This window comes from uncultured Streptococcus sp. (assembly GCF_963456385.1).
In the GTDB taxonomy this organism is placed as follows: Bacteria; Bacillota; Bacilli; order Lactobacillales; family Streptococcaceae; genus Streptococcus.
Map to the genome: position 1 here is coordinate 31,420 of NZ_CAUOLF010000018.1, position 25,802 is coordinate 57,221.

Sequence of the window (25,802 nt, forward strand, 5' to 3'; positions counted from 1 at the left end):
CAAAGCCCTAATTTTTTTCACAAAGTCCAATGTGTTTTATAATAATTTTCATAATCCCTTTGAAATCATGCATCATTCACAGAAAACTTTTGTAAGTTTAGGAAAATAAAAAAGGCTCTGTTCTCGAAAAACAGAGCTGTATTTTTTCGAAGAAACTACAAATATTTCTGCAAAACCTTGGACAAGGCTACATAGCCAGCAATGGTCAGATGGAGGCCGTCAGTTGTATAATCTGGGCGCAGCTGACCTTCCTCATCTAGAAAAGCATCGTAGAGATCGATAAACTGGACATTCATGTAGGCGTTAGCCAGCTGGCAATAGGCTTGATTGAGAGCCTGAATCTTTTCGTTGCTGCGAACGAAGACGGTGCCTTTATAGACTGGCGCTTCATTGACGGGAAGGACCGACAGCAACTGGATCTGAGCCAGGGGATAGTCACGAGAAATCTCCTGAATAACGGCTTCTAAATTGGCCAGCGTTTCTGTCTGAGGCATCTCCTTGCCAATGTCATTGGTACCTATCAGGATAAAAACCTTATCCAGCGCCTGCCCAAAGAGATGGGCATCTAGGCTTTCTAAAAGCAAATCAGTCTTATAGCCCCGAATGCCACGGTTGATCAGTCTTTTATCCGTCTGCAAGAGCTCCTGGAGCGGATAGTATTCCACGATGGAGTCTCCGATAAAGATGATGTCTGGCTCCTTGACAGAGAGTTGATTGAGTTCTCTGTAGTTTTGCTGCAATTTTTCCTGCTCCTTGAGAAGCCATTCTTCTAGTAATTGTACTGCCATTATTCCCTTTCCTCTTCTAAGTATTTCTCAAGCACCTGTAAAACACCGGCTTCTGTATTGGCTGGCGCCAGGTAATCTACTACCTTTTTGACCCGCTCGTCGCCATTCTCCATAGCGTAAGACATACCAGCTAATTCCAGCATTTCTATGTCATTTTCGCTATCGCCAAAGGCCATGATTTCTGAGCTTTGAATCTGCCACTTATCCATCAGCTGCTGCAAACCCCAAGCCTTGTGCATCCCATCTTGGAGGATGTCAATCGCACCGTAACCACTGGCAACTGCACTGAGGCGACCCTCAAAGCGATGATTGATCTGACGAGCATGCTCTGCTGCTGCAGCCTCTTCTACCATCATACTCATTTTCAAGACCTTGTCAAAGGGATAATCCTGAAGGCTAGGTAAAAAGTTCATCCGCTTGTAGAAGAGCTCAGCCATTTCCTTGGTCATGACTTTTTCAATCAAGGGAAACTCTGTTCCTTCCAGTACAAAGCCACCTTTTTCGGAGGTCACAACCAGCTGAAGCTCTCTTTCACGACCCGCAAAGTAATCCAGCGCATCCCTAATCAATCCGTCTTCCCAGAAACTGCTCATGCTTAGCTGATTCTTTTCAAAAATCCGAGCTCCATTAGCGACTACTAAGGTCATGCGTTCTACCAAATCTCCCAATAGCAGGCGCATTCGTGGAATTTCATTGCCAGTAGCCACTACAAAGCGAATGTTTCTCTTCTCCAGCTCATCTAAAATAGTAGCCAGACGCGGCAAATCTAGCTGTCCCTGTCCGTCCAGCAAGGTTCCATCCATGTCTGTCGCTATCATCTTTATACTCATTCTTTTATCCATTTCTATCTTTAGCATCCAATTTAGATTGCCCCTTTTCCAGCAAGCTCCAATCACCGCTGGATTCATAGGCTGTGATTATCTCCCTAGCTGTATCCGTAATCTCTTCTGGATAGTTCAGGCTCTCTAGAGTGTTAACCGCATTCTTGGTCAAAGCGCTGCCTTGCTTAATCTTATAATCAAAGACAATCTCTCCTGCTATATATTGACTGTCAAAGTGATATTGAGCATTGAGCTGACCAGAGGCTGCTACCAATTCCACATCATGGCTCGAAATCATGTAAAGACAGGGTTTCTGAGCAAGCCAATCAATGATTGCCAGACCTGCACCTATCCGCTCAACAGTATTGGTTCCCTTAAAAAGCTCATCGATGAAAAAGTAGTGCAAGCCCTCTTCTTCCAAGGAATCTATTATGCGCTCAATAGCCCTACTCTCGGCGATAAAGTAACTATCCCCTGAGCCGATGTCATCGGTCACATCCATTGAGCTCAAGACATGACCATGCTGCAAGGTCAAGCTCTCGGCACAAGCAAAGCCTAGCCCCTGAGCCAAGATAGCATTGATAGCTGCTATTCTCAGGTAAGTCGATTTCCCAGAAGCATTATCGCCACTAATCATCATATTCTTAGAAAAGTCCAAATCATTGCTGACAGGTCGCTCTAAGAGTGGGTGATAGAGACCCTTACCCTTCATCCCAGCTGAGCTTTTAAAGCTAGGTTTCGCATAAATTGGCAGGCTTTCCTTGTAGTTAAGTACAGCAATCGCTGCCTCTAAGCGACCTAGAATCTCCAGCACTTGCCTAGCCTGTTGATTGGCCTTGACCAGACGATTTGAGATATAGGCCTGAGCCAACTGAGGTATCAGCAAGACGGAGTTGATATAGAGATAGAAAATCTCCAGCTCAGAGGCACCCGACTGGGGCCGAAAGACTTCTCCAAAAAGCTTTATTCGGCTGAAAGAAGCCAACGCTTCTTTCAGGGCAGCTTGCTGGGGCAAGGGCAGGCGGGCGATTTTTTTACCAATATAGAAGATCCGTACCAGATAGCTCATGCTGTCCAACTTCATCTCGAGAGACCAGCGCGTGGCCATGGAGTAAACAATATTAAAGGCCATGCTGGTGATGGGAACTATGTATCCCAGACTAGGATTTATAAAATAGAGGAAAGGAGAGAGTAGCGGAATCAGAGCCAAAAACAGGTAAAAACTTCCCCTGTAATTAGCTTGAGCTGGTTTATAGATCAGTTTCTTGGCTTGATTGTGATTTTTCTTGCCAATCTCAGAAAAAAGCAGCTGCAGCTGAATGCGCACCTCTGGATGCTGGGCTAAATAGGACTGCAAATCATCAAATTCTTGATCTGCCTCGAAATGAAGCAGGCGGAGTTTGCTGTAAAGGTACTCTGAACCTAGACTGGATTGAGCTGCTGTATCAATATCCTGAAAAGTATCAAAAAAGTCCAAATCTCCCCAAGTCTGGTCGTCCACCAGACTATCATAGGTTCCAGCTTCTTCGTCTAGCAAAAAAGACTCATATAGACTGGACTCACTGTCTGGCCGGCAATCCACCCGCTCACGACTTCCCCAAGCAGCAGCTAAACGCTTCTTAAAGCGAAGCTTTCTCCGAATAGCAGAGACTATGACAAGCACTAGTACCGCCAAAAAAACCAGTAATACCAAGATAAATTGTGACATAAATGTCCTCACCCCTTCCAGAAAACCTCTGACTTTTAGACATATTATACTACTTAAAAAAGTAAAAAGAAAGGCAAGAAGAGATGATTAAGACGGTCGATTTTACAAAGGCCACTTTTCAATCTTCCAGTTTTATATTATAATCATAGCTATATTCCTGTCGTAAAATTGGAGGTCCTCATGAGCAAAAAAGAAGTCGCATTCCCACGCTACCAGCAGATTGCCGTCGCTATTGCCGAGCGAATTGTTGACGGCAAATATCCCATCGGCAGCAAGATCTATGCCCGCTCTACCCTAGCCAGCAACTTCAATGTCTCCCCTGAGACAGCCCGCAAGGCTATCAATGTGCTGGTAGATCTAGAAATCATGGAAGTCCGCCACGGCAGCGGGGCCTTCATTTCCTCCAAGGAAAAAGCCCAGCAGTTTCTTGAGACCTATAAAGATGTCAACTCTCTGCAGGATCTCAAAAGCAAGCTCCACCAGAGCATCCAGCGCCAAGAGGAAGAATTTGCCAACTTTTCCCAGTTGCTTAATCAGCTTCTCAGCCGAACTAAAGATGTCCAGCAGCGTTTCCCTTTCAATCCCTACGAGTTCCAGCTCTCAGCAGACGCCATTAACCTAGGAAAATCTATCAATGAGCTCAATATCTGGCACTCGACTGGCGCTACCATTGTCGCAGTCCAGCAGGGAGACCAACTCCTAATCTCGCCTGGTCCTTATACCAAGCTGGAAGCCGACAATACCATCTATTTTGTTGGCAACGAATTATCAGTCGGTTTGATGCATAATTTATTTTTTAATGAAATTGAAACAAACAAGTGAAACAGTACTTGTTTTTTCTTTGTCAAAAAACAGAATAGACAGGCGAATCCGCTGTCTGACAAGCTTTTTGCTACTTTCAGAAATATTCTAGAAAATCACCCTCCCTTTTTTATAATAGTCGAAAAAGGCCGGTCTGACAGTCTTTTGGGTTTGACAAAGTGACCACACGATGTTATACTGTGATGGTCTTTTGAGTGACAACTCTATAAAATAAACATGTAGTCACTTGTGCAAAAGGAGAAATACGTTGAATAAACTAGAAGTAAAACATTTGACTAAAATTTTCGGGAAAAGGCAAAAGCAGGCACTGGAAATGGTGCAGCAAGCCAAAAGCAAAACGGAAATTTTAGAAAAAACCGGTGCTACTGTCGGAGTTTACGATGTGAACTTTGAGGTTCAGACCGGAGAAATTTTTGTCATCATGGGACTGTCCGGTAGTGGGAAGTCTACCCTTATCCGCCTGCTCAACCGATTGATTGACCCGACATCAGGCGACATTTACATCGACGGCCAGGATGTGGCTAAGATGAACGAAGAAGAGCTGCGTGACGTTCGCCGCCACAAGCTCAATATGGTCTTTCAGAACTTCGGCCTCTTTCCACATCGGACCATTCTGGAAAATACTGAGTTCGGTCTGGAAGTTCGAGGTGTTGATAAGGAAGAGCGCACGCGCCTAGCTGAACAAGCTCTAGACAATGCCGGTCTCCTGTCCTTCAAGGACCAATACCCCGATCAGCTCTCGGGTGGGATGCAGCAGCGGGTTGGCTTAGCTCGAGCTTTGGCCAACAATCCTGATATTCTGCTCATGGACGAGGCCTTCTCAGCTCTAGACCCCCTCATCCGCCGAGAAATGCAGGATGAGTTACTGGATCTGCAGGCAGAGCATGAACGTACCATTATCTTTATCACCCACGATCTCAATGAGGCCCTGCGTATCGGTGACCGTATTGCCATTATGGCTGACGGTCAGATTATGCAGATTGGTACCGGCGAGGAAATCTTGACCAATCCAGCCAATGACTTCGTTCGAGAGTTCGTTGAGGATGTGGACCGCTCCAAGGTCTTGACTGCACAGAATATCATGACAACGCCACTGACCACCAACATTGACATCGACGGACCAACAGTGGCTCTTAATCGGATGAAAAAAGAAGATGTCAGTATGCTACTGGCTGTGGATAGGAAGCGCCGCCTCAAGGGCAGTCTGACTGCCGAAGCCGCCCGCGATGCCCGTAAGGAGCATCAAGCACTGGCGGAAGTGATTGATAAGAACGTCCGCAAGGTCACTCAGGAAACCCTGATTACTGATATTTTCCCGCTAATTTACGATTCATCAGCGCCTCTGGCCGTTGTAGATGATAAGGACAAACTAGTCGGCGTTATTATCAAAGGTCGGGTCATCGAAGCCTTGGCCAATACTACTGAATCTGAAGAATAAGGGAGGTTCGCATTTTGAATATTTTACAACAGCCAATCCCCGTTTCTCAATGGGTTGAGGCCTTTACTAACTGGGTAACCGATACTTTCTCCGGACTTTTCTCGGTCCTTCAGGCTATCGGAAATGCCATCATGAATGGAATGACAGATACCCTGCTCTTCATTCCGCCCCTGCTCTTTATCGCAGTCATCACTATTTTTACCTATTTGATTTCCAAGCGTAAGTTGGGGCTGCCCCTGCTCACCTTCCTAGGCCTGCTCTTTGTTTACAACCAAGGCCTCTGGGAAAATCTTATGAACACTGTGACCTTGGTCATCGTCTCCAGTGTCATTTCCATTATCATCGGGATTCCACTGGGGATTTGGATGGCTAAGAGCAACCGCGTCGAAGCAGTTATCAAGCCCTTGCTGGACTTTATGCAGACCATGCCGGCCTTTGTCTACCTGATACCGGCCGTGGCCTTCTTCGGTATCGGTATGGTGCCTGGGGTCTTTGCCTCTGTCATCTTTGCCCTGCCACCGACTGTCCGCTTTACCAATCTAGCCATTCGTCAGATTCCGACCGAGCTGATTGAAGCGTCAGACTCCTTCGGGGGCACTGGCAAGCAGAAGCTCTTCAAAGTCGAGCTGCCTCTGGCTAAAAATACCATCCTAGCTGGGGTCAATCAGACCATCATGCTGGCTCTTTCAATGGTCGTTACCGCCTCTATGATTGGGGCGCCAGGACTGGGCCGCGGCGTTCTCTCTGCCCTGCAGCATGCCGACATCGGTTCCGGCTTTGTCAATGGGGTATCTCTGGTTATCCTGGCCATTATCATTGACCGCCTGACCCAGAAGCTCAACCAGCCTCTGGCTAAAAAATCACCGGTCACTGCCAAGGAAAAACGCAAGAAGATTATGCTCTGGTCAGCTCTGGCCGCTGTCATCCTGACAGCCTTTGTCGGAAATCAAGCGACCAAGCTTCAGCAAAACAAAAAAGAAAAGGTCAATCTTGCCTATGTTGAATGGGACTCCGAAGTTGCCTCAACCAATGTCGTAGCAGAAGCTCTCAAGGAAATGGGCTACGATGTCACCATCACACCGCTGGACAATGCCGTTATGTGGAAGTCCGTTGCTAATGGCGAAGCTGATGCTATGGTTTCTGCCTGGTTGCCGACTACCCATGCTGCTCTCTATGAGGAGTACAAGGACAAGCTAGTGGACTTGGGGCCAAACCTTGAGGGCGTTAAGACAGGGCTAGTCGTACCAAGTTATATGGATGCTGACTCCATCGAAGACCTGTCAGACCAAGCCAAGAAAACCATCACAGGTATTGAGCCCGGCGCTGGTATCATGACCGCGACTGAGAAGACTATGCAAGAATACAGCAATCTCAGTGGCTGGAATCTTTCTTCTTCCTCAACAGGAGCCATGACCACTGCTCTGGATCAGGCTATTAAGAATAAAGAAGATATCATCGTAACTGGCTGGTCACCTCACTGGATGTTCTCCAAATACGACCTCAAATACCTCAAGGATCCTAAGGGAACCATGGGCGGCAAGGAAGCTATCCACACTATTACCCGAAAAAATCTAGACAAGGACTTACCAGAAGTCAATAAGGTCCTGAATAACTTCAACTGGACCCAAAAGGACATGGAAGAAGTCATGCTTAAGATTAACGAAGGTAGCTCACCAGAAGCTGCAGCCAAGGAGTGGATCAAAAACCACCAAAAAGAAGTCGAAAGCTGGAAGAAATAAAAGTATAGAAAACCCTGAGATACTGTTATCTCAGGGTTTTTGATTGGCTTCTTCCTTGTCTTACAAGACTTAGGCATCTTTTAAAGATTGCTTCTATTTGGATCATCATTCTTTAATAGCATCTTCGTATCTGTCAAAGGCATAGTGGCTCTGTGCGTAGAGTGGATTATCCATGGCCAATAGCAAGTATTCATTTTCTGTTTTATTGCTGTCTCCATCAGAGTCATTCCAGGTAACATCTAAAGCCAGCCACTGACCATCTACTTTTGCGAAGTTCCAAGCATGCGGGTCAAAATCATCTGTATTTCCACTCACATACATGGTTTCGAGACCAGCTTCCTGAGCAAGAGCCTGGAAGGTTACAGCATAAGCTTGACAGACTCCCTTACCCTCAAATAGCGGACCAGTAATATCAAAACTAGATTCATACTTGCGAATACCGTCCTGCATATCCTTAAACGCTTTTGAAATAGCCTCTTCTGATTCTTTATTCTCAATAGATGTTTTGTAATTCAAAAAGCCTTGGTAAGCAGCCTTATCATAGCTAATATGCTCAATTAAATACTGATTAATTGCCTCAATCTTTTCTCGGTCGCTCATCTGGTCTTTGATGATGTCTTTAACAATCTCTTTGACTTTTTTGCGGGCCTTCTTATATTTGGCTGTTTCATCAGCATCATATTTAAAACTTACCACATGTTGCTTAGCATCAATGGCAGGAACTACTCCCTGCTGAATGACTGGATTTTGCTCTAAAACATCGTGAAGCAATTCACTGATATCTCCTTCGCTCAGCTCTGGAAACTCACTGTAATCAACATATTCTGCATCGGACAGAAGGGCCTTGGCAAAATATTCCTGCGCTGCACTTCTGGCTGCCACTCTTTCCTCAATATCACTAACATCATGAACGACTGTTTTACCCTTGAGATCCAAGTCAGCCTGCTCTACGCTGATATATTTCTCTGAAACACCAGACTTGCTTTCCTCTTTATTGACCTTTTCATTATGCTTATCTACAACAGGCTGGACTTCTTCTACACTGGCCTGTTCAATGAAAAAGTCCGTTTTGACAGTAGGCATGCCCTTGATAGAGACCAGACATCTGACATCCCGGCCTTCTTTTTCAATTTTTTCATAGACGATTGGAAAGTTCTGAATCTGACCATCCATCATCTGCAGTGGTGCTTCTTCAGGAATGTTTCCCTTCTGCCGTAGGGCGGAAACCTGGTCAGAAAAAGTCCGAAAATCGATTTGATTCGGCATCAATTTCGCAAAGCTATCAGATGAGATAGGATTACTGATAGTGCCTAAAGCTTCTTTGTCTTTGAGGGGAACAACAAGGAGTTCATAAGGCTTTTTCTCAACCGTTTTCTTACTGTAATCCTGGTCGTAAGCCTGCAGCAACCGTTGTCTGGCAAGTATCGGATCATCACCAGAACGGCCGCCGTTGCGGCTATCATAGTGGGTAGGCAAATCTGTCCGATACACTGTCGAAGTGACCCGATCGACCTCTTTATAGTTATAAAGACCTGTCTTGGTATCACTGCCAGGCATGGTCACATACTCTCTTTTTATAATGGAATAAGAGTCTGCTCCCGGTACTTCCGTCCATTCCAGCTGCAAGCGACCATCCCCGAGAAGACTGCTCTTGGTCTTCAGAGCTAGCTTGTCGCGCCCTTTCTTATCTATCTTAACGATCCAAAGTTTTGGCTTTTTAAGCTTTTTACCTGTGCGCTCATCATCCCGTTGCAGCAAATAGAGCGTATCAAAAACACCCCAGCTCTCACCTTGCTTGGCTAGACCATATTCCGTATGCTCTCCATCTGCCTCCACTCTAGTCGCAGAGAAATGATAAGCTGGCTCAATCACTATCTGCCGCTTATCATTCATCTTAAAGTCACCCCCTAAAATAGCTCGTAAGTTGCTGTCCCCATAAATTTCAAAAGAAGAAATCAACTCAGTCTGTCCTTCATGTGGCATTGTCTCAAAATCGTTAGGCTTTTGTACCTCTGTCGGAAAGGTAATAGGCTCATTCTCCTTGATCTGAATGACCTTTTCTTGTACATCATAAGGAGTATTTTTGCTGTATTTTTCTCTCAGCTTACGAACACTTTCCGAAAATTGGCCGCCTTGCTCTCCCGGACCTCCACCTTTCTTTTGAAAAAGACTGCAGCCCATCAGAAAACAAATCAACAGAGTAAGCAGAGAAATGAAACGGATTTTCCTACTCATGATTTTCCCTCCTGAAATAGATATTCTTAACATATTATACCATATTTTATTTGAGGCGTCTTTGTTTTTTGTAAACGGATTCATATGTCTGCAATTTTGAGAATAAATTCTTACTTTTTTATAGAGACAGCTTTCCTCAAAACACTGCTTTTCCTCTAGTTGCTTTTAAATTCAAGAGGCTTTAAGCAATTCTCAGCTTAAAATATAGAAAAACCAAGCCAGATAGGACTTGGTTTATTTTATAAGGAGCCATTCTATTTTGTTTAAGTCATTCAATCCTGATAAAGACTTTCACCATTCGTCGCAATGACTTCTTTGTACCAATCAAAAGATTTTTTCTTGTAGCGGGCTAGAGTTCCGCTGCCGTCATCGTTGCGGTCAACGTAGATAAAGCCATAGCGCTTGCTGAGTTCTGCAGTGCTGGCTGAGACTAGGTCAATCTGCCAGCCCCATTCTGAGCTAGCCAGATGAGGATTTAGGAGGCCACCTAAAAGATTGCCTCGGCCGGAAGAATAATTCTCTGGATTATGAGCCGCAACCACACTCATATAGTAAGAGAAGGAAATAAAGTCTACAGTATTTTCAGCTAAAAGCTCTTTGTCACCCGGCGCAAACTGAATCTCAATCCCATTCTCCTTGAAGAAACGATTGATATAGGCAGGGTATTTTCCACGCGCATGAATATCAGAGAAGAGGTAGTTTTGATTTTCAAATTCCCGAGCTGCCAGCACATCTTCAGGCTTAGGCGTCATGGGATAAGCCGGCATGGCGAGAACCATACAGCCAATCTTAAAATCAGGATTAATCTCATGACCGATCTTCGTTGCTAAGGCAGAAGCCACCAGCTCATGATGAACTGCTTGATAGAGGTCCTGCTTGGATAGTTCTTCAGCTGGCGTGGCAATGCCTCCGCTCATAAAGGGCGCATGGAGAACAGAGTTGATTTCATTAAAGGTCAGCCAATACTTGACCTTATCCTTGTAGCGTGTAAAAACCGTGCGAACATAGCGCTCGTAGAAGCCAATTAAATCGCGGTTGGCCCAGCCATTGTATTGACGCGCCAAGTACAGGGGCGTTTCATAGTGAGACAAGGTAATCAGCGGCTCAATGCCATATTTGGCCAGTTCATCAAAAAGATTGTCATAGAATTGCAGACCAGCTTCATTGGGCTCTTGCTCGTCTCCATTTGGGAAAATCCGAGACCAGGCAATGGAAGTCCGGTAGACCTTGAATCCCATCTCCGCAAAGAGGGCAATGTCCTCCTTATAGCGATGATAGAAATCAATCCCTTGCAGCTTGAGATTATCTGGTGTCGGCCCCTCGGTAATCAAAGGATTGCGGTCATCTGGCTTGGCTGGCACTCCGCCTTTTGGAGTCACATCCTGAACAGACAGGCCTTTTCCATCCAGATTATAGGCACCTTCATACTGGTTGGCTGCAGTTGCACCGCCCCAGAGGAAATTCTGCGGAAATTTACCCATTTGCATTTTCTCGCTTTCGTTTTTTTTATATTTATATTATAATAGTTGTCAAACATATTTTCTAACACAATTATCTTAATAAATTGTACTATTCTATGAAAGAGTGTCCCCATGATTGATTTAGGCCAACTACATAAAAATACCGTTTTTAAAAACCAAGGAACCCCTTATTCTCTGACCCGCACCATCACTGAGAATGGTCATCCAGATATTCTTTTCCACTGGCATACCGATGTTGAAATGATTTATGTCCACGAAGGAAAAGCACAATTTCATATTGACTACGACTACTTTAACAGCGAAAAAGGTGATATTATCCTGATTCGCCCCAATGCCCTGCACTCCATTCACCCCATCAACGACGAGCGCCATTATATGGACGCCATTAATTTCCATCTGGATCTGATGGGCTACTCTGCCATGGACCAAGCCAGCATCAACTATCTGCAGCCCCTCTACAATGGTCAGCTGGACTTGACTCATGTGATCAAGCCCAATGATACAGCCTATGCGGAGATTCGCCAGTGCCTCTTAGCAGCTATGGAAACAGGCTATTTCCGCAAATCTCACTACGAGTTTCAGCTCAAAGCCCAGCTCAACCAGCTCTTCTACCTACTCTTTGAGAACGGCTATGTCATTTCCAAAGACCTATCACCAGAAGGCTACCGCAAGGAAGAAAAAATCCGCTCCATCATTGACTACATCAATGCCCACTACCAAGAAGACCTGAATATTGACCAACTGGCTGGCATCTGTGGCTACAGCTCCACCCATTTCATGAACTTCTTCAAGAAGCATCTAGGCGTTTCCTGCATTGAGTACCTAATCCAATTCCGCCTGCGCAAGGCAGCCGAACTCCTGCAGCACTCTAACCTCTCTGTACTGGAAATCTCCAGCCAAGCAGGCTTTAATAACCTGTCCAACTTCAACCGCCAGTTTAAAAAATACTACCAAATGACACCAAGCCAGTATCGGAAGAAATGAAGCTCTAAATAGAAAATAAAAAACGAATACCTGCTAATCAAAATAAGTTGAGGGTATTCGTTTTTTATGCTGATTTCAAAGAAAGACAGAAATAGCAACGTGTTTTGTAAGATATTATTCTATATCTCGGTCCCTACCTTCTGAGCCATAGACTCTGTGATAGGCTTTGACATAAAAAGATATGGGTTTATCTGATTCGTTTTGGACAGTGATATCTTGATCACTGTCGCTTACACTAAAAACAAACGCTCTATTTTGGGTAAAGTTGACATCAATGCTATAGCTTTCGTTAAACTCAACACCTAAATCGGATAAAGCCTGTTCGTTTGGGATTGTTATCCCCCCATCCTTTTCATTATAGTAGTGAACAGACTTTTTTTCTGCATCATAGATATACTCATTTTCATCTATCTGCTCTCTCAAATAAGAATCATAAATTCTAATTTTCCCATCTGTTTTATCTTTAAATTTTAAAACACTGACTCCTGAACCCTTTATTAGGTCAAGATAAGGCTTTTTAATCTTTACATAAACAGCTTCGCCTGGTTTTAATTTTACTAATTGGTAAGAGCCGCCATGATCTTCTTCGCCAAAATAAACCAGATTCCAAATCAAGGTTCCCAAAAAGAGTAGACTAATCACTTTCCCATAAATGCTTTTGTAGAAAGGTTTCTTTATACAGATATAAACTATCCATGAAACTATAAAAACAACAAAGATAAACAAGAGCGGTAAAAAGTGAATTAAAAAGTCTATTAAAAGAAAAAGTTGTTCAAAAAAGTTCATATTTCGCCTTTCTTTAATTTTCAATCAATATTTAACTTCAACAAACAAGGATAAAGTTAGTTCCCATCATCCAATCATTTCATTTGGATTGTTCTCCTTACGACCTCATCGTTTCTATACTAGCAAGTTCACCAGAAGAATAAAAAGCCCCAGCAAAAAGATAGCTAGCAGCAAATAGCGCCCCTGCTTTTCCTTGAAGAAATTTCTCCGCAAAAACAGGCAGAAAACCAGCAAGACCAGGGAGCACACTAGCAACAAAAACAAGATAAACATGGGTATAACATACAAAAGCAGCCACAAACCAAGATGCATTTCATTTTCTTTCTAATAAAATAAATCAAAATGATAGATGAGCTCGAAAGCTGTCAGTTTCATTCATTAACAGTTCTATAATCCTTTTTAATTATAACAAAGTCCTCAATTTTAAAACAGCAAAAACCAGATTGGAAAATCCAATCTGGCTAAACTCATATTCAAACAGTTTATTGCCCCGGCCAATTCAGTCCAACATGAGAATTCATTTCCTGATAGGCGGTATCAATCCTCGCTCTGGTTTCTTGATCCAATTTGTCTCGATACTTGCCACCTTCGACAAAGTCATCCAAAATCCAGGTCTGATAAGTGTATAAAGGAAGACCGTCTGCTGAAGTAGCGCCCTTTTCAACTCGGCTGACCCAGCTCGGATGAGCCTGAGCACTTTTTATCTGCGTGCCTGATGCTGTCTTCTCAATGGTAACATCCATCAGCACTCCCCGCTCAGTCCAATGAGCATTTTCAACCTCTTCCATGGTTTCGATGCGCTGATTGGAAATAAAATTCCCCATAGAATAGATGATTAGCTTTTTCTGGCCATCTTTCTCTAAAATCTCTGCCGGCTGAACCACATGCGGATGGCCTCCAAAGACGATATCTGCTCCCCAGTCAACCATTTTATGGTAGAGGGTCATCTGCTCCTCTGTCGGCTCTAGCTGGTACTCTATCCCCATCTGAGGCATGACGACTGTGATGTCAGCTTCCTTTTCTGCCCGCTCAATCTCCGCCCGCATCTTTTCTTCATCCAGATCGGACAGGCGATCATCATAGTCTTCCTGACTGAGAAGCCCCTCCATTCCATTGTAGCCATAGGAGTAAGCTAGCAGTGCAATCTTAATGCCTTTAACTTCCTTTATCAAGAGCGGTGCCTGACTGCGGCTTTCATGCGGATAAACACCGATAGGAGTGATTCCCACTTTTTCAAAAGCCTGAGCTGTAGTAAAAACTCCCTCCAGACCAGAGTCTAAAATATGGTTATGAGCCAGGTCCATCACCTGATAGCCGGCATCCTTGATTGCTGGAACTACGGCTTCTGGAGCATTAAAAAGCGGATAGCCATTTAGGGGATAGTCCGGCCGAATCGTGCCTTCAAAGTCCCCTAAGACCAAGTCACCCTGCCGAAGCCATTCCTTAGCATAGTGGAAATTCTCAGAAAAATCGTAAGAGCTATCTTCTTTCTGAGCACTCAGATAAAGACCGTCGTGATAAAGCAAATCCCCAGTCGCCATGATACGAACCGTTTGATTCCGAGAAGGATCCGACTGTTGCTCTTTCTTTGCAGAGAAGGAAAAGCTGAAGTCAGGTAAATGCTCTGACAGCAGAATTAAGCCAGCCGACAGCCCAACAACTGTCAAAAGCACTCCGACAAACTGCCCATTGCTAAGCTGTTTTTGAAAGATTTTGGGACGAGGAAACGGCAACTTCTTAATCCAATCCCGCCAAGCTTGGTAGGCATCTGTCAAGAGAGTATGCTCCGCAGCAAAACCCGATATCTTCTTCCAAAGTTCCTGAAAAAAAGTCTTAATCTTCTCCCAAAGAAATTTTTTATCCATCGCATTTCTCCGCTTTTTCTTGCTTAATAATAGTGCATCAATCTTTACTATATTGTACTATTTTTATCGCCAAAAGAAAAGAAAAGCAAAAAACAGGAGCGGGGAGAAGCATGCTACATTCTCCAAATTGCGGCATGCTTCCACCATTCTCCTGCTTCATTTTCTATTTTTTCAATTCTAATAGCTGATCGCCGAGCTGAAACTCAACTTTCATTCTTACACAAAACTCCCTACATCAACGGTCAGAACTTGGCCGTCTCGGACAACCTGCTGCCCAGCAATGTAGACATCCTGAACATCGCTGCCTTTGACTGCGTACACTAGGTGCGACAGCATATTTTCCAAAGGATAGAGATGAAGTTGTCCCTTAGGCTGAATGACAATGAAATCGGCTTGCTTGCCAGTTTCCAGACTACCGATTTTGTCCTCCAAGCCCAGCGCTTTGGCTCCCTCAATAGTCAAAGCTTTCAAAGCCTGCTCGATCGTAAACTGGGTCGCATCGCCTGCTCGCATTTTCTGGAGGAGGGCAGCTGTCCGACCTTCTTCAAACATATCCAGATTATTATTGGAAGCGACAGAGTCCGTCGCTAAGCCAACGGTCACCCCAGCGGCTAGTAAGTCTGTCACTGGAGCTACACCAGAAGCCAGCTTGAGGTTGCTGATAGGATTGTGGGCGATGCTGACTGGAGAAGCCGCCAAATCCGCAATCTCTGACGGATTCAGCTCAACCCCGTGAGCAAAAATTGCTGGCTGCTCCAAGTAGCCCAAGTCTTTTAAGAAAGCCAGAGGCCGTTTACCATAGCGCTCCAGAATGATTTTATTTTCTTCCTGGGTTTCAGCCACATGGATATGAAGCTTCAAGTCTAGCTCACGCGCTAGCTCAAGACTGCCCTTAAGCAGATCTTCGTCACAGGCATAAGGCGAATGAGGCGCCACCATAACCTGAAAATCTTCATCATTATAGGAGCGGATTTTCTCAATAATCCCCCGAGTACGAGCCAGAGCCTCTTCTGCCGTTTCCGCTGCTGAGCTAAAGAGTGTTGGTGAGAAATAGCAGCGCATACCAGACTGCCGCACAGTCTGATAAATCCGGTCAATATCCACTCCCTGAGGATTATACATGTCGTTAAAAGTCGTTGTTCCTGACAGCATCATTTCAGCCAGAGCCAGCTGGACAGCCTCGGTCGTTAAATCCGCTGTGAACTGGCTTTCTGCTGGCCAGATATAGTCCTCCAGCCATTCATGCAGATTGCTGTCATCACTAATCCCGCGCAGCAAAGTCATGGCAGAGTGAGTATGACAGTTAACCAGCCCTGGCATGATCCAAGCACCTTCATAATCCACTGTTTCACTGCACTTCCCTAGCCAGGCTTGATCATAGGGACCGCAGTAGGCAATGCGGTCGTCCTCAACCACTAGCAGCCCGTCCCGGTAAACATGAAATGCGCTGTCACAGGTCACCAGATTGACATTTGTATAAGCTTTCATACGCCCTATCCTCACTTTCCCAACACTTGCTTTCAAGAGATTTTAGCTATTATAACAAGCCTAATCTAATTGCGCAAGTCTTTTTTGAAAATTGTACTAGTAAAAAAAGAGCCCCAGCTGAGGCCCTAGGTGTCAATCATTATCTATGACTAATCTTCCGCGTCAGGAAATCACCAACAAACTGAATAAAGAAGATGAGCAGCAAAATAAGAATGGTCGCAAGAATAGTCACATCATGGTTGAAACGCTGATAACCATAAGTCAGGGCAACATTTCCCAGTCCACCAGCTCCAATCGCTCCGGCCATAGCGGTCTCACCAACCAGAGAGATCAGCGTAACAGTCGTCACCCGAATCAAGTCCGGCAGACCTTCCCGCAGGTAAACACCGACAATGTCCCAGAAAGTTGCTCCACTAGCCTGCGCCGCCTCAATGACTCCTCGGTCTAATTCGGATAAGACCACCTGAACCTGACGGGCAAAGAAAGGAAAAACAGCCAGTGAAAGAGGCACCAAGGCCGCAGTCGGTCCAATCCCAGTTCCCACTATAATCCGAGTAAAAGGATTGATAAGGGCTAGGAGAATAATGAAAGGAATCGCCCGGAAGATAGAGGTAACCTTGTCCAAGACGAAAAATACAAGTCTATTTTCCAAAATACCTCTCGGCCCTGTCAAAACGAGCAAGAGACCAGCGATAAAGCCTAGAATCCCTCCGATAAAGAAAGGAATGATAGTCATATACAAAGTCAGGTAAATAGCTGTTCCCCAGCCAGCCTGCCCAGACCAGCCCATTCTATAAACATTGGGCATAAATTGTTGAATCAGCTGTAGCATTAGTTACTCCCTTCTTTCAGAACATGCAGCTCTACTCCTGCTTCGCGCAGACTTTCCTGCACCGCCGCCAGTTGCTTGGTCTCTCCAGATAAGATAACGACCATTTCTCCGACCGGTACATGATCTAAAATCTCAATATTGGCGTGAAGAATATTGGCGGATATTTGATACTGCTTGTAAATGTCGTTTATAATGGCTGTGTCCGTTACCACACCTGAGTATTTCAAATGTGCCAGAATGGAATTTTCCGGCAGGTTTTGCACAATCTTTTGCTGGTTGATTTTGATCATGGCCTCATTGATACCGGTTGCGGTCGTAATGAAGTCTTGGGTCAGCTCATTCTTGGGATTAGAGAAAATATCCAGAACTGAGCCTTCTTCAATCAGTCGGCCATTCTGCATGACTGCTACCCGGTTAGCAATGTCCTTGACAATCTGCATTTCGTGGGTAATGAGGACAATAGTCAGACCCAATTTTTGATTCAAATCCTGCAATAGAGCCAAAATTTGCTTGGTGGTCTTAGGATCCAGAGCGGATGTGGACTCGTCCGAGATTAGGATTTTGGGATCATTGGCCAAGGCCCGCGCAATAGCCACCCGCTGCTTCTGACCGCCAGACAGCTGAGCAGGATAATTGTCCGCCCGATCCGCTAAGCCTACCAAGTCTAAAAGCGTATGAACTTTTTTCTCTTTTTCAGCAGCTGATAAAGGAGAGTGCTTGAGCGCAAAGGCAACATTTTCCTTGGCCGTCATCTGTGCCATGAGGTTAAAATGCTGGAAAATCATCCCGATATCCTTACGCTTTTGGCGCAACTGAGCTGCAGTAAGCTGAACCTGCTGATGATCATAGAAAACCGTATCATCCACCGTAATCTTACCAGCAGACGGCACCTGCAGCAAGTTAATGACACGGACCAGGGTAGACTTGCCGGCACCAGAATAGCCTACAATTCCATAAATATCTCCCTGATTAATATGAATGGTCACATCTTCTACGGCCTTAATGTCTTGCTTTTTTTGATTAAAAACGACATCAATGTGATCCAATTTGATAATTTCTTTGCCCATAATTTCCGATTCACTCCTTGATTTGTCCAATATGAGATTTAGCCACTATAGCCTCTTAGTTTGCTTTCCGCCTGTCGCTTGACTAGGGAAATGTGATGCCACAAGCCGCAATCTTTACCGACCTAACCCAAAGCCAGATACTGTTCAAACTAAATGACCATAATAGCAGATAAAGGGCTGGAGAAGCTAATCTCCGCCCTTCTTAATCATTTCATTTATTCAATACAATGACTTTCTGCTGGTAAAAATTACCACACTGGCTGATCCATACCATCTGATGATTCTTCGATAACTTTTTTCACTTCATCAGTGTGGTAAGCCTTGATAATTTTTTCAATTGCGTCAGCCTTGTCTGATTTCTTCCAATCTGCTTTCGCTGCAATCAGGTTATACCATTGTTTTGAGTTTTCATTGGCTTCTTCTTTGAAGAGGGCCTTCTTGTAGTCAATGCCTGCTTCGCGGACGAAAGTATTATTGACAACTGCAGCATCTGCTGAAGTCAGAGAAGCTGGTGTTTGAGAAGCATCCAACTCAGAAATTGTCAAATTCTTCTTGTTTTCTTTGATGTTGGCAACAGTCGCAAGTTCCTTACCTTTAACATCAAGCTTGATCAAGCCAGCTGATTCAAGAAGATAAAGAGCACGGCTCTCATTTGTCGCATCATTTGGAACGGCAATCGTACCATTTTCTGGGATGTCTTTCACATCTGTATATTTATTTTTGCCGTCCTTTGTACCAGAGTAGAGGCGAATAGGAGCGATATAGGTATCCGCAACAGACACAAGGTCTGCTCCCTTCTCTTTGTTCCAGTTTTCAAGGAAGTTGTAATGTTGGAAAGCGTTGATATCCACATCACCGTCAAGCAGAGCTTGGTTAGGCTGAGAGTAGTCAGTAAACTGCGTATACTCTAATTTAATGCCTGCATTTTCTTTGTCAAGAATCTCTTGAACCTTGTTCCAGCGCGCTTCTTCTGTATCACTCAGGCTCATTACCCCAACCTTGACGGTTACAGGTCCGTCTGCTGATTTGCTTTCCTTACTAGAAGAGCCTCCGCAAGCTGCCAAACCCAAGGCCGCAAGGCCGACTAAGCCTACTGAAAAGATTTTTTTCAAATTCATCATTTATTCTCCTTTGATGGATAAAATTCTAAATCTTCTATTTTATAAGATTACTTCTCATTTTACCATGTTAAAGAAGACTTGGCTTATATAAATAATTTATCGCCGTGATAAAAAAATTATATGACTGTTTGAAGCATTTGAGTTGATTTTATGCCCTTTTACTGCATGAAGGTCAGCAGATAGCCGTATCCTTCTGCTTCCATTTTTTCTTTTGGGATAAATCGCAGAGCTGCTGAGTTGATACAGTAGCGCAAGCCGCCTGCAGCTTCTGGACCGTCTGTGAAGACATGCCCCAGATGGGCATTACCAGAACGGCTGCGCACTTCAATCCGCTCCATGCCATGGCTCTTGTCTTCATAGTATTTTAGAACATCTTTGGCAATCGGCCGGCTAAAGCTAGGCCAGCCGCAGCCAGACTCAAACTTGTCTCCAGCAAAAAAGAGGGGCTCACCAGTCGTCACATCAACATAAATTCCTTCTTCAAAAGTGGCATTGTATACATTATGGAAAGGACGCTCTGTCGCACTGTTCTGGGTCACCTGGTACTGCTCTTCCGTCAGCTGCTCCTTTAGCTCTACATCCGTAGGCTTCTCGTACTGTCCTGGATCGACCAAGGGCTGATAGGCATCATTGACATTGATATGACAGTAGCCACCAGGATTTTTCTTGAGATAATCCTGATGATAGTCCTCAGCTAGGACATAGTGGCGCAAAGGCTCTAGCTCAACAGCAATCTTTTGCCCCAGCTGCTTTTCCTGCTCAGCAAAGACCTGCTCAATGACTGTTTTATCGGCTTGATTGGTATAGTAAACGCCTGTCCGATACTGACGCCCTACATCATTTCCCTGCTTATTGACCGACAGAGGATCAATGACTCGGAAATAATAGAGCAGGATTTCCCGCAGGCTGACCCGCTCTTCATCATAGATTAGATGAACCGTCTCTGCATGGTCCGTCTGGTGAATCAGCTGGTAGTTAGTTGATTCCACCTGTCCATTGGCGTATCCCACTGTCGTTTCCTCTACACCCTCAATGCGGGAGAAGTACTCTTCCAAGCCCCAGAAGCACCCACCTGCTAGATAAATTTCTGCCATGAAAACACCTCATTTCTTTGTGTCTATTTTCTCATAAAAGGAGTCGAAATTATAGCAATTTGATTAGAACTTTCTTCAGAATGATATGAAAAACTGGGTTGCAATCAACATCAACCCAGACATGTCCATCAATTTCAGTGTCAACATATTGTTGTTTAGCAATATTTAGTCTTTGTTTATCAGTAAAATACACCATAATCATTCACCCTTTAGTAAATCACTTAGTTTTTTTGATACAACACTACCACCAATTTCTAATTTTTTTGATACATAATCTTCATTGATAGTATCTTTAATATATAAATCTTTGTCATTGTTAATATATGTAGTAATCACAATACCACCCATTGGATGAAGTTCTGCGGAATTATAATCAATTTTATATGACTTTATAATACCCGTTTCAGTTAAATACTGACTATCTAAATTCTTTATCCCTTCTTCAATTAATTGTTTTACTTCTTACAGCTTTAAGCATCTCTTCCCTTTGCTTATCTTCTTGCGTTTGCTTATTCATAATACAGCCTCCCATAAAAATAATAATTCCAAAAACTCCCAAAATAGATAGTAATTTCTTCATTTCTACATATCCTTCTTTACCTCATTTATACTACAAAATGATTTAATAGGATACCATCCTACATTGAAACAAAATTCTAGCATAATATCATGTGTGTTTGCTCGCCGACAACTGGCCTCACTTTTTTAGCTATATCGATCTTTTACTTCACTATTAAGAGAATTATCGTTATCCTCAGTCATAGCCGTCTGAAGATTTTATTCATTCACATATTTTTTGCTCATTTAACGTTTTCCTTTAACAAAGCTGATAATTTAGGTGATACGGTATAGCCATATGTTTCATAGTCCCCATTGTCATTTTTTATCAATCCAAAATGAAAGTCCAGCTCTTTATTGTTATTAAAATACAATCGAACCATCAGTCCTCCCATCGGATTATATTCTAATGTCTCAGTATCAATTTCATAAGATTGAATAACTCCTTCTCTTGTTAAGGCATTAGAATCATTCGCTCTCATATGTTCTTCATAAACCTTTCTTGCTTCTTTACTGGTCGCAATACATATCATCTTTTGCTTCTTCTGGTTTTGATACATACTAAATCCTATGATAATCAGTCCCGTAACTACTAGAATACTGAGCCCACTCCATAAGAATGTTTTATTCATCGTAATTTCCCCTTCAAATATCTTATCAATTTATTTTATTTGTAGTATAACACAATTTTAGGATATCCTTTAAATGGTGGAGGTCAGTAGTTCTCAGATATTATCATCGCTTTCAAAAAAAATTGAAGAAAGATGCATCTTTCTTCAATCTTAAACAGTCGTATTTTAATTACTCCTCAATATACTTCAATTTTCCTCGAAAATCTTCTAAGCTCTCATAGCCTTTTTCTTCCATAATATCCTTGAGTTCTGAGGTGATGCGTTCGAAGGCTGCCACTCCTTCTTTATGAAGGGTTGTTCCTACCTGCACCATACTGGCACCACAGAGGACATGCTCAAAGGCGTCGCGCCCCGTCAGGACACCTCCAGTTCCGATGATTTGGATTCCCGGTTTAAGGCGTTGGTAAAAAGCATGGACATTGGCTAGGGCGGTCGGCTTGATGTATTGACCTCCGATACCTCCAAAACCATTTTTCGGACGAATAACCACTGACTCATCTTCTATATAAAGACCGTTTCCGATAGAGTTTACACAATTGACAAACTTGAGCGGATATTTGTTGAAAATTGCAGCGGCTTGGTCAAAATGAACGATGTCAAAATAAGGAGGCAGCTTGATACCCAACGGCTTGGTGAAATAAGCAAAAACCTCTGACAAGATCTTTTCCGTCGTTTCAAAGTCATAGGCAATCTGCGGCTTGCCAGGGACATTGGGACAGGAAAGATTGAGCTCAGTAATGCCTTTAAAGTCACTTGCCTGCACTTTCTGAAGAATGGTGTGGGTTTCTTCTGGCGACATACCAACCAAAGAGAGGAAGAAAGTGCGATTTGGTTCGCTTTTCTGGAGTTCCAGCAGGTAGTCAAGATAGTAGTCCAAACCATTGTTGGGCAGACCCATGGAGTTGATAGACCCCAGCGGAACATCCTGATAGCGCGGTTCTGGGTTTCCCTGACGAAATTCCAGCGTCGCTGTCTTGGTCACAAATGTTCCCGCAGCAGAATCTTTGACTTCTGCCAGTTCCTCTTTTGTCATGCAGGCAACCCCAGCTGCATTCATTAGGCAGTTGTCAAATGCAAAACCAGCAATCTGTGTAGATGTCGAAACCATAGTAAAACGCTCCTTTTTCTTCTGAAGGCGAGTGCCTTTAGCTCATTTCCTCTATTATATCACCAACCTCCGCTTTTTCGTTTTTTAAACCAGCAATTCCTGACTAACGTTCGGAAAACATCCAGTTCGCTCAGCTATTTTCTGGAATATTTCAGAAAACAAATTGTGGAAATTTTTAGAAAATTCAACTTTTTTCTTTACAAGAGAAAAAAAGTCTGCTATAATGTTCCATGTAACAAAATATGACATCTAAAAGATGCCTGTTTTAAAAATTTAAACACATCCTCGTCACACAAGCTGCAAGCAGCTTCCGACAGGATGGTTTACTATTTTATTTAAAGGAGAATGACAGATGACAACTGCTAAAGAATATATCCAAAGCACTTTCGAGACCGTAAAAGCCCGCAACGGACACGAGGCAGAATTCCTCCAAGCTGTTGAAGAGTTTCTCAATACTCTGGAGCCCGTTTTTGAAAAACACCCAGAATACATCGAAGAAAACATCCTAGCGCGTATTACTGAGCCTGAACGTGTAATCAGCTTCCGTGTTCCTTGGGTAGACCGCGAAGGTAACGTACAAGTCAACCGCGGTTACCGCGTACAATTTAACTCAGCAGTTGGCCCTTATAAAGGCGGACTTCGTTTCCACCCAACTGTAAACCAAGGTATCTTGAAATTCCTCGGATTTGAGCAAATCTTTAAAAATGTTTTGACTGGCCTGCCAATCGGTGGTGGTAAAGGTGGATCTGACTTTGATCCTAAAGGTAAAACTGATGCTGAAGTGATGCGCTTCTGCCAAAGCTTTATGACAGAATTGCAAAAACACATCGGCCCATCTCTTGACGTTCCAGCTGGTGATATCGGTGTCGGCGGACGTGAAATCGGCTACCTCTATGGCCAATACAAACGCCTTAACCAATTCGATGCTGGTGTCTTGACTGGTAAACCTCTTGGCTTTGGTGGCAGCTTGATCCGTCCAGAAGCAACAGGCTACGGCTTGGTTTACTACACCGAAGAAATGCTCAAAGCTAATGGTCAAAGCTTTGCTGGCAAGAAGGTGGTTATTTCTGGTTCTGGTAACGTAGCCCAATACGCTCTTCAAAAAGCAACTGAGCTTGGTGCAACTGTTATCTCTGTATCTGACTCAAACGGTTATGTTATCGATGAAAACGGTATTGACTTTGATCTTTTGGTTGATGTTAAAGAAAAACGCCGCGCTCGCTTGACAGAATATGCTGCTGAAAAAGCAACTGCTACTTACCATGAAGGTTCTGTCTGGACTTACGCTGAGAAATATGACATCGCTCTGCCATGTGCGACACAAAATGAAATCAATGGTGACGCAGCTAAACGTTTGGTTGCTCAGGGCGTTATCTGTGTATCTGAAGGTGCCAACATGCCGAGCGACCTGGATGCTATCGCAGTTTACAAAGAGAATGGTATCTTCTACGGACCTGCTAAAGCTGCCAATGCTGGTGGTGTAGCTGTATCTGCTCTGGAAATGAGCCAAAACAGCCTTCGTCTGTCATGGACTCGCGAAGAAGTTGACGGCCGCCTCAAAGACATTATGACAAATATCTTCAACACAGCTAAGACTACCGCTGAAACTTACGGACTTGGCAAAGACTACCTGGCTGGTGCTAACATCGCTGCCTTCGAAAACGTAGCAAACGCTATGATTGCACAAGGTATTGTTTAATTAGTCGATACATCCTATCGGAGGACAAATGATGAACTTACGGCCTATGGAAGTGAGAGACAATCTGGCTGTAGCGCAGCTCATTCGAGCTAGCTTAGAAGAATTCGGGCTTGACAAACCAGGGACTGTCTACTTTGATTCTCATCTAGATCATTTGGCCGACTATTATCAACATCAAGAGAGGGCAGCTTACTTTGTTCTGGAAGATGAAGGACAGCTCGTTGGCTGTGGCGGCTTTGCACCTGTGTCTGATAAGATTGCTGAATTACAAAAACTGTATGTCACTAAACACAGTCGTGGCAAAGGTTATTCCAGTCGGCTGATAAAGCAGATATTCCAAGAAGCCCGCCTAGCAGGTTATGAACAGCTTTATCTAGAAACCACTACTGAACTGTCTACGGCCGTGGCCATCTATCAGCACTATGGTTTTACATCACTGAAACAACCACTTTCTAACGCTGCCGGCCACCCAGCTATGAATATCTGGATGATAAAATCCCTCTTATCAGATGAATAGATGCCAGTATACTCTGCCCGTCTCAAGGACATCATGACCAACATCCTCAACACAGCTAAAACTACCGCTGAAACTTACGGACTTAGCAAAGACTATCTGGCTGGTGCTAATATCGCTGCCTTCGAAAACGTAGCTAATGCTATGATTGCACAAGGTGTAGTTTAAGAACTATCAAATTAGAATAAATCCGACTGCTTATAAAAGCAGCCGGATTTTTATATATCTAATTTTTCAAAAAATTTGCCTGCTACCTGCTTTTCTTTTAGCTTCTCAAGCAGCTCATTCTCCAGGAAAGGACTTAGTTCGTCAAAATCTTGGCAAACCTTAAAGACAGTTTCTCTGTCCAACTGGCCATAAGCTAGTTCGTAATAATCCTTCTTATGATGCCAGTTCTGGTCATAGTTGACATCTGTCCGTTGATAATAAACAACATTTTGCTTCGGTGTCAGGTAAATCTTCTGTGTCAAAATGCTTTTCTGATCTTTGGACAGCTTGCTGCGGCTGAAAATTTTAACACCTTGAAAAATCTTGCGCTCATGGATACCTTGATTTGTGACTTTCAATTCAACTCTTTTATAATGCATACTGATACCTCCAGAAATCACCTACATTATATCAGGTTCTGGTAGATTTTCAAGCAAAAATGTGTCATTTCCAAAAGTCTTTTGTCGCCTCTAAAATCTCTGCCGTCGGTGTTACTGTGGCCTCAATAATGCTCTTGCCAGTCTTTTTCAGATAAGCTTGTATCAGATGATAGCCATAAGCATAGCCTGCAGCATAAGGCATACCGACTGCTATTTGACCCTGTATCTCAGCTATTTCATCACCGTATAGATAAGGAGCCATTTCCGCCATCCCCGTTAGCTGAAGCTGACTTGAGATGATGGGTTTAATCTCTTCTAATTGTTCTGGACTGGTTGAAGTGACCCAAGGTCCGATGAGCTCCTTGCCATAGAGTTCAGCTGCAAAAGACTCTGCCAATCCTTCACTAACTACCCAGTCTGCTAGTGTCGTCTGCT

At 43.7% G+C, this 25,802-nt stretch carries 25 protein-coding genes and 1 pseudogene; 7 read left to right on the top strand and 19 right to left on the bottom strand.

All coding sequences use genetic code 11. The features are described from left to right. Nucleotides 1-155: 155 nt before the first annotated feature. From RP262_RS08215 to RP262_RS08225, 3 genes are read right to left on the bottom strand one after another with little or no spacing between them, the layout of a single operon-like run. Nucleotides 156-788 (bottom strand): SGNH/GDSL hydrolase family protein, encoded by a 633-nt coding sequence (locus tag RP262_RS08215; protein WP_311154827.1) that lies wholly within the window; start codon nt 786-788, stop codon nt 156-158. After that, the gene (locus RP262_RS08220; RefSeq protein ID WP_311154828.1) at nt 788-1,645 is read right to left on the bottom strand and encodes a Cof-type HAD-IIB family hydrolase; all 858 of its coding nucleotides are present in this window, start codon (nt 1,643-1,645) and stop codon (nt 788-790) included. Before RP262_RS08220 ends, RP262_RS08215 begins: the two co-directional genes overlap by 1 nt. Further along, on the bottom strand, nt 1,623-3,317 hold the full coding sequence (locus RP262_RS08225; protein ID WP_311154829.1) for a MutS-related protein: 1,695 nt from the start codon (nt 3,315-3,317) through the stop codon (nt 1,623-1,625). Before RP262_RS08225 ends, RP262_RS08220 begins: the two co-directional genes overlap by 23 nt. A gap of 180 nt (nt 3,318-3,497) precedes the next feature. On the opposite strand from RP262_RS08225, the gene RP262_RS08230 reads away from it, so the two are divergent. From RP262_RS08230 to RP262_RS08240, 3 genes are all read left to right on the top strand, one after another. Beyond that, entirely contained in the window at nt 3,498-4,139 is a 642-nt protein-coding gene (locus tag RP262_RS08230) for a GntR family transcriptional regulator (RefSeq protein ID WP_311154830.1), read from the top strand. Between the two features lie 247 nt (nt 4,140-4,386). Beyond that, a complete protein-coding gene (locus RP262_RS08235; RefSeq protein WP_311154831.1) occupies nt 4,387-5,577 on the top strand; it encodes a glycine betaine/L-proline ABC transporter ATP-binding protein in 1,191 nt (396 codons plus the stop codon). 14 nt (nt 5,578-5,591) lie between these two features. Then, nucleotides 5,592-7,316: an ABC transporter permease/substrate binding protein gene (locus tag RP262_RS08240; RefSeq protein ID WP_311154832.1), complete on the top strand. Its 1,725-nt coding sequence runs from the start codon at nt 5,592-5,594 to the stop codon at nt 7,314-7,316. A gap of 105 nt (nt 7,317-7,421) precedes the next feature. Here RP262_RS08240 and RP262_RS08245 read toward each other — a convergent pair whose 3' ends face one another. Together RP262_RS08245 and RP262_RS08250 are read right to left on the bottom strand one after the other, a co-directional pair. After that, on the bottom strand, nt 7,422-9,551 hold the full coding sequence (locus RP262_RS08245) for a transglutaminase-like domain-containing protein (RefSeq protein ID WP_311154833.1): 2,130 nt from the start codon (nt 9,549-9,551) through the stop codon (nt 7,422-7,424). Between the two features lie 272 nt (nt 9,552-9,823). Beyond that, nucleotides 9,824-11,038 carry a glycoside hydrolase family 1 protein gene (locus RP262_RS08250; protein WP_311154834.1) on the bottom strand — a complete coding sequence of 405 codons (1,215 nt, stop codon included), beginning with the start codon at nt 11,036-11,038 and terminating at the stop codon, nt 9,824-9,826. A 105-nt stretch (nt 11,039-11,143) separates the two neighbouring features. Between RP262_RS08250 and RP262_RS08255 the strand changes: the two genes are divergently transcribed. After that, on the top strand, nt 11,144-12,016 hold the full coding sequence (locus RP262_RS08255) for a helix-turn-helix domain-containing protein (protein ID WP_268682007.1): 873 nt from the start codon (nt 11,144-11,146) through the stop codon (nt 12,014-12,016). Nucleotides 12,017-12,130: 114 nt separating this feature from the next. Here the strand turns inward: RP262_RS08255 and RP262_RS08260 are convergent, their stop codons facing one another. The 12 genes from RP262_RS08260 to RP262_RS08315 form a co-directional block, all read right to left on the bottom strand. After that, a complete protein-coding gene (locus RP262_RS08260) occupies nt 12,131-12,802 on the bottom strand; it encodes a hypothetical protein (RefSeq protein WP_009659644.1) in 672 nt (223 codons plus the stop codon). Between the two features lie 97 nt (nt 12,803-12,899). After that, nucleotides 12,900-13,100: a hypothetical protein gene (locus RP262_RS08265; protein WP_009659692.1), complete on the bottom strand. Its 201-nt coding sequence runs from the start codon at nt 13,098-13,100 to the stop codon at nt 12,900-12,902. 184 nt (nt 13,101-13,284) lie between these two features. Further along, a complete protein-coding gene (locus RP262_RS08270) occupies nt 13,285-14,667 on the bottom strand; it encodes a CapA family protein (RefSeq protein WP_009659620.1) in 1,383 nt (460 codons plus the stop codon). Between the two features lie 216 nt (nt 14,668-14,883). After that, a complete protein-coding gene (locus RP262_RS08275) occupies nt 14,884-16,155 on the bottom strand; it encodes a TRZ/ATZ family protein (protein ID WP_125330901.1) in 1,272 nt (423 codons plus the stop codon). A 139-nt stretch (nt 16,156-16,294) separates the two neighbouring features. After that, entirely contained in the window at nt 16,295-16,987 is a 693-nt protein-coding gene (locus RP262_RS08280) for a methionine ABC transporter permease (protein WP_002898357.1), read from the bottom strand. Continuing rightward, a complete protein-coding gene (locus tag RP262_RS08285) occupies nt 16,987-18,054 on the bottom strand; it encodes a methionine ABC transporter ATP-binding protein (protein ID WP_009659759.1) in 1,068 nt (355 codons plus the stop codon). Before RP262_RS08285 ends, RP262_RS08280 begins: the two co-directional genes overlap by 1 nt. A 248-nt stretch (nt 18,055-18,302) precedes the next feature. Next, nucleotides 18,303-19,175 (bottom strand): MetQ/NlpA family ABC transporter substrate-binding protein, encoded by an 873-nt coding sequence (locus tag RP262_RS08290; RefSeq protein ID WP_268686956.1) that lies wholly within the window; start codon nt 19,173-19,175, stop codon nt 18,303-18,305. Between the two features lie 158 nt (nt 19,176-19,333). Beyond that, on the bottom strand, nt 19,334-20,269 hold the full coding sequence (gene msrB / locus RP262_RS08295; RefSeq protein WP_268682004.1) for a peptide-methionine (R)-S-oxide reductase MsrB: 936 nt from the start codon (nt 20,267-20,269) through the stop codon (nt 19,334-19,336). 198 nt (nt 20,270-20,467) lie between these two features. After that, on the bottom strand, nt 20,468-20,716 hold the full coding sequence (locus RP262_RS08300) for a DUF1310 family protein (RefSeq protein ID WP_311154837.1): 249 nt from the start codon (nt 20,714-20,716) through the stop codon (nt 20,468-20,470). After that, on the bottom strand, nt 20,712-20,849 hold the full coding sequence (locus RP262_RS08305; RefSeq protein ID WP_268682003.1) for a hypothetical protein: 138 nt from the start codon (nt 20,847-20,849) through the stop codon (nt 20,712-20,714). Before RP262_RS08305 ends, RP262_RS08300 begins: the two co-directional genes overlap by 5 nt. Before the next feature lie 220 nt (nt 20,850-21,069). Further along, nucleotides 21,070-21,459 (bottom strand): DUF1310 family protein, encoded by a 390-nt coding sequence (locus tag RP262_RS08310; RefSeq protein WP_032905431.1) that lies wholly within the window; start codon nt 21,457-21,459, stop codon nt 21,070-21,072. Between the two features lie 169 nt (nt 21,460-21,628). After that, the gene (locus tag RP262_RS08315) at nt 21,629-22,567 is read right to left on the bottom strand and encodes a dihydroorotate oxidase (RefSeq protein ID WP_268682002.1); all 939 of its coding nucleotides are present in this window, start codon (nt 22,565-22,567) and stop codon (nt 21,629-21,631) included. 352 nt (nt 22,568-22,919) lie between these two features. On the opposite strand from RP262_RS08315, the gene gdhA reads away from it, so the two are divergent. From gdhA to RP262_RS08330, 3 genes and pseudogenes are all read left to right on the top strand, one after another. Next, nucleotides 22,920-24,266 carry an NADP-specific glutamate dehydrogenase gene (gdhA, locus tag RP262_RS08320; RefSeq protein WP_125352323.1) on the top strand — a complete coding sequence of 449 codons (1,347 nt, stop codon included), beginning with the start codon at nt 22,920-22,922 and terminating at the stop codon, nt 24,264-24,266. A 31-nt stretch (nt 24,267-24,297) separates the two neighbouring features. After that, nucleotides 24,298-24,783 carry a GNAT family N-acetyltransferase gene (locus RP262_RS08325; RefSeq protein WP_311154838.1) on the top strand — a complete coding sequence of 162 codons (486 nt, stop codon included), beginning with the start codon at nt 24,298-24,300 and terminating at the stop codon, nt 24,781-24,783. 18 nt (nt 24,784-24,801) lie between these two features. After that, nucleotides 24,802-24,948, top strand: a pseudogene (locus RP262_RS08330) (NADP-specific glutamate dehydrogenase); the annotation flags it as partial. 50 nt (nt 24,949-24,998) lie between these two features. Here RP262_RS08330 and RP262_RS08335 read toward each other — a convergent pair. Together RP262_RS08335 and RP262_RS08340 are read right to left on the bottom strand one after the other, a co-directional pair. Next, complete coding sequence (locus RP262_RS08335) at nt 24,999-25,367, bottom strand: EXLDI protein (protein WP_311154835.1); 369 nt, start codon at nt 25,365-25,367, stop codon at nt 24,999-25,001. A 64-nt stretch (nt 25,368-25,431) separates the two neighbouring features. Further along, a partial coding sequence (locus RP262_RS08340) for a DUF2268 domain-containing putative Zn-dependent protease (RefSeq protein WP_311154836.1) occupies nt 25,432-25,802 on the bottom strand: 371 nt, incomplete at its 5' end.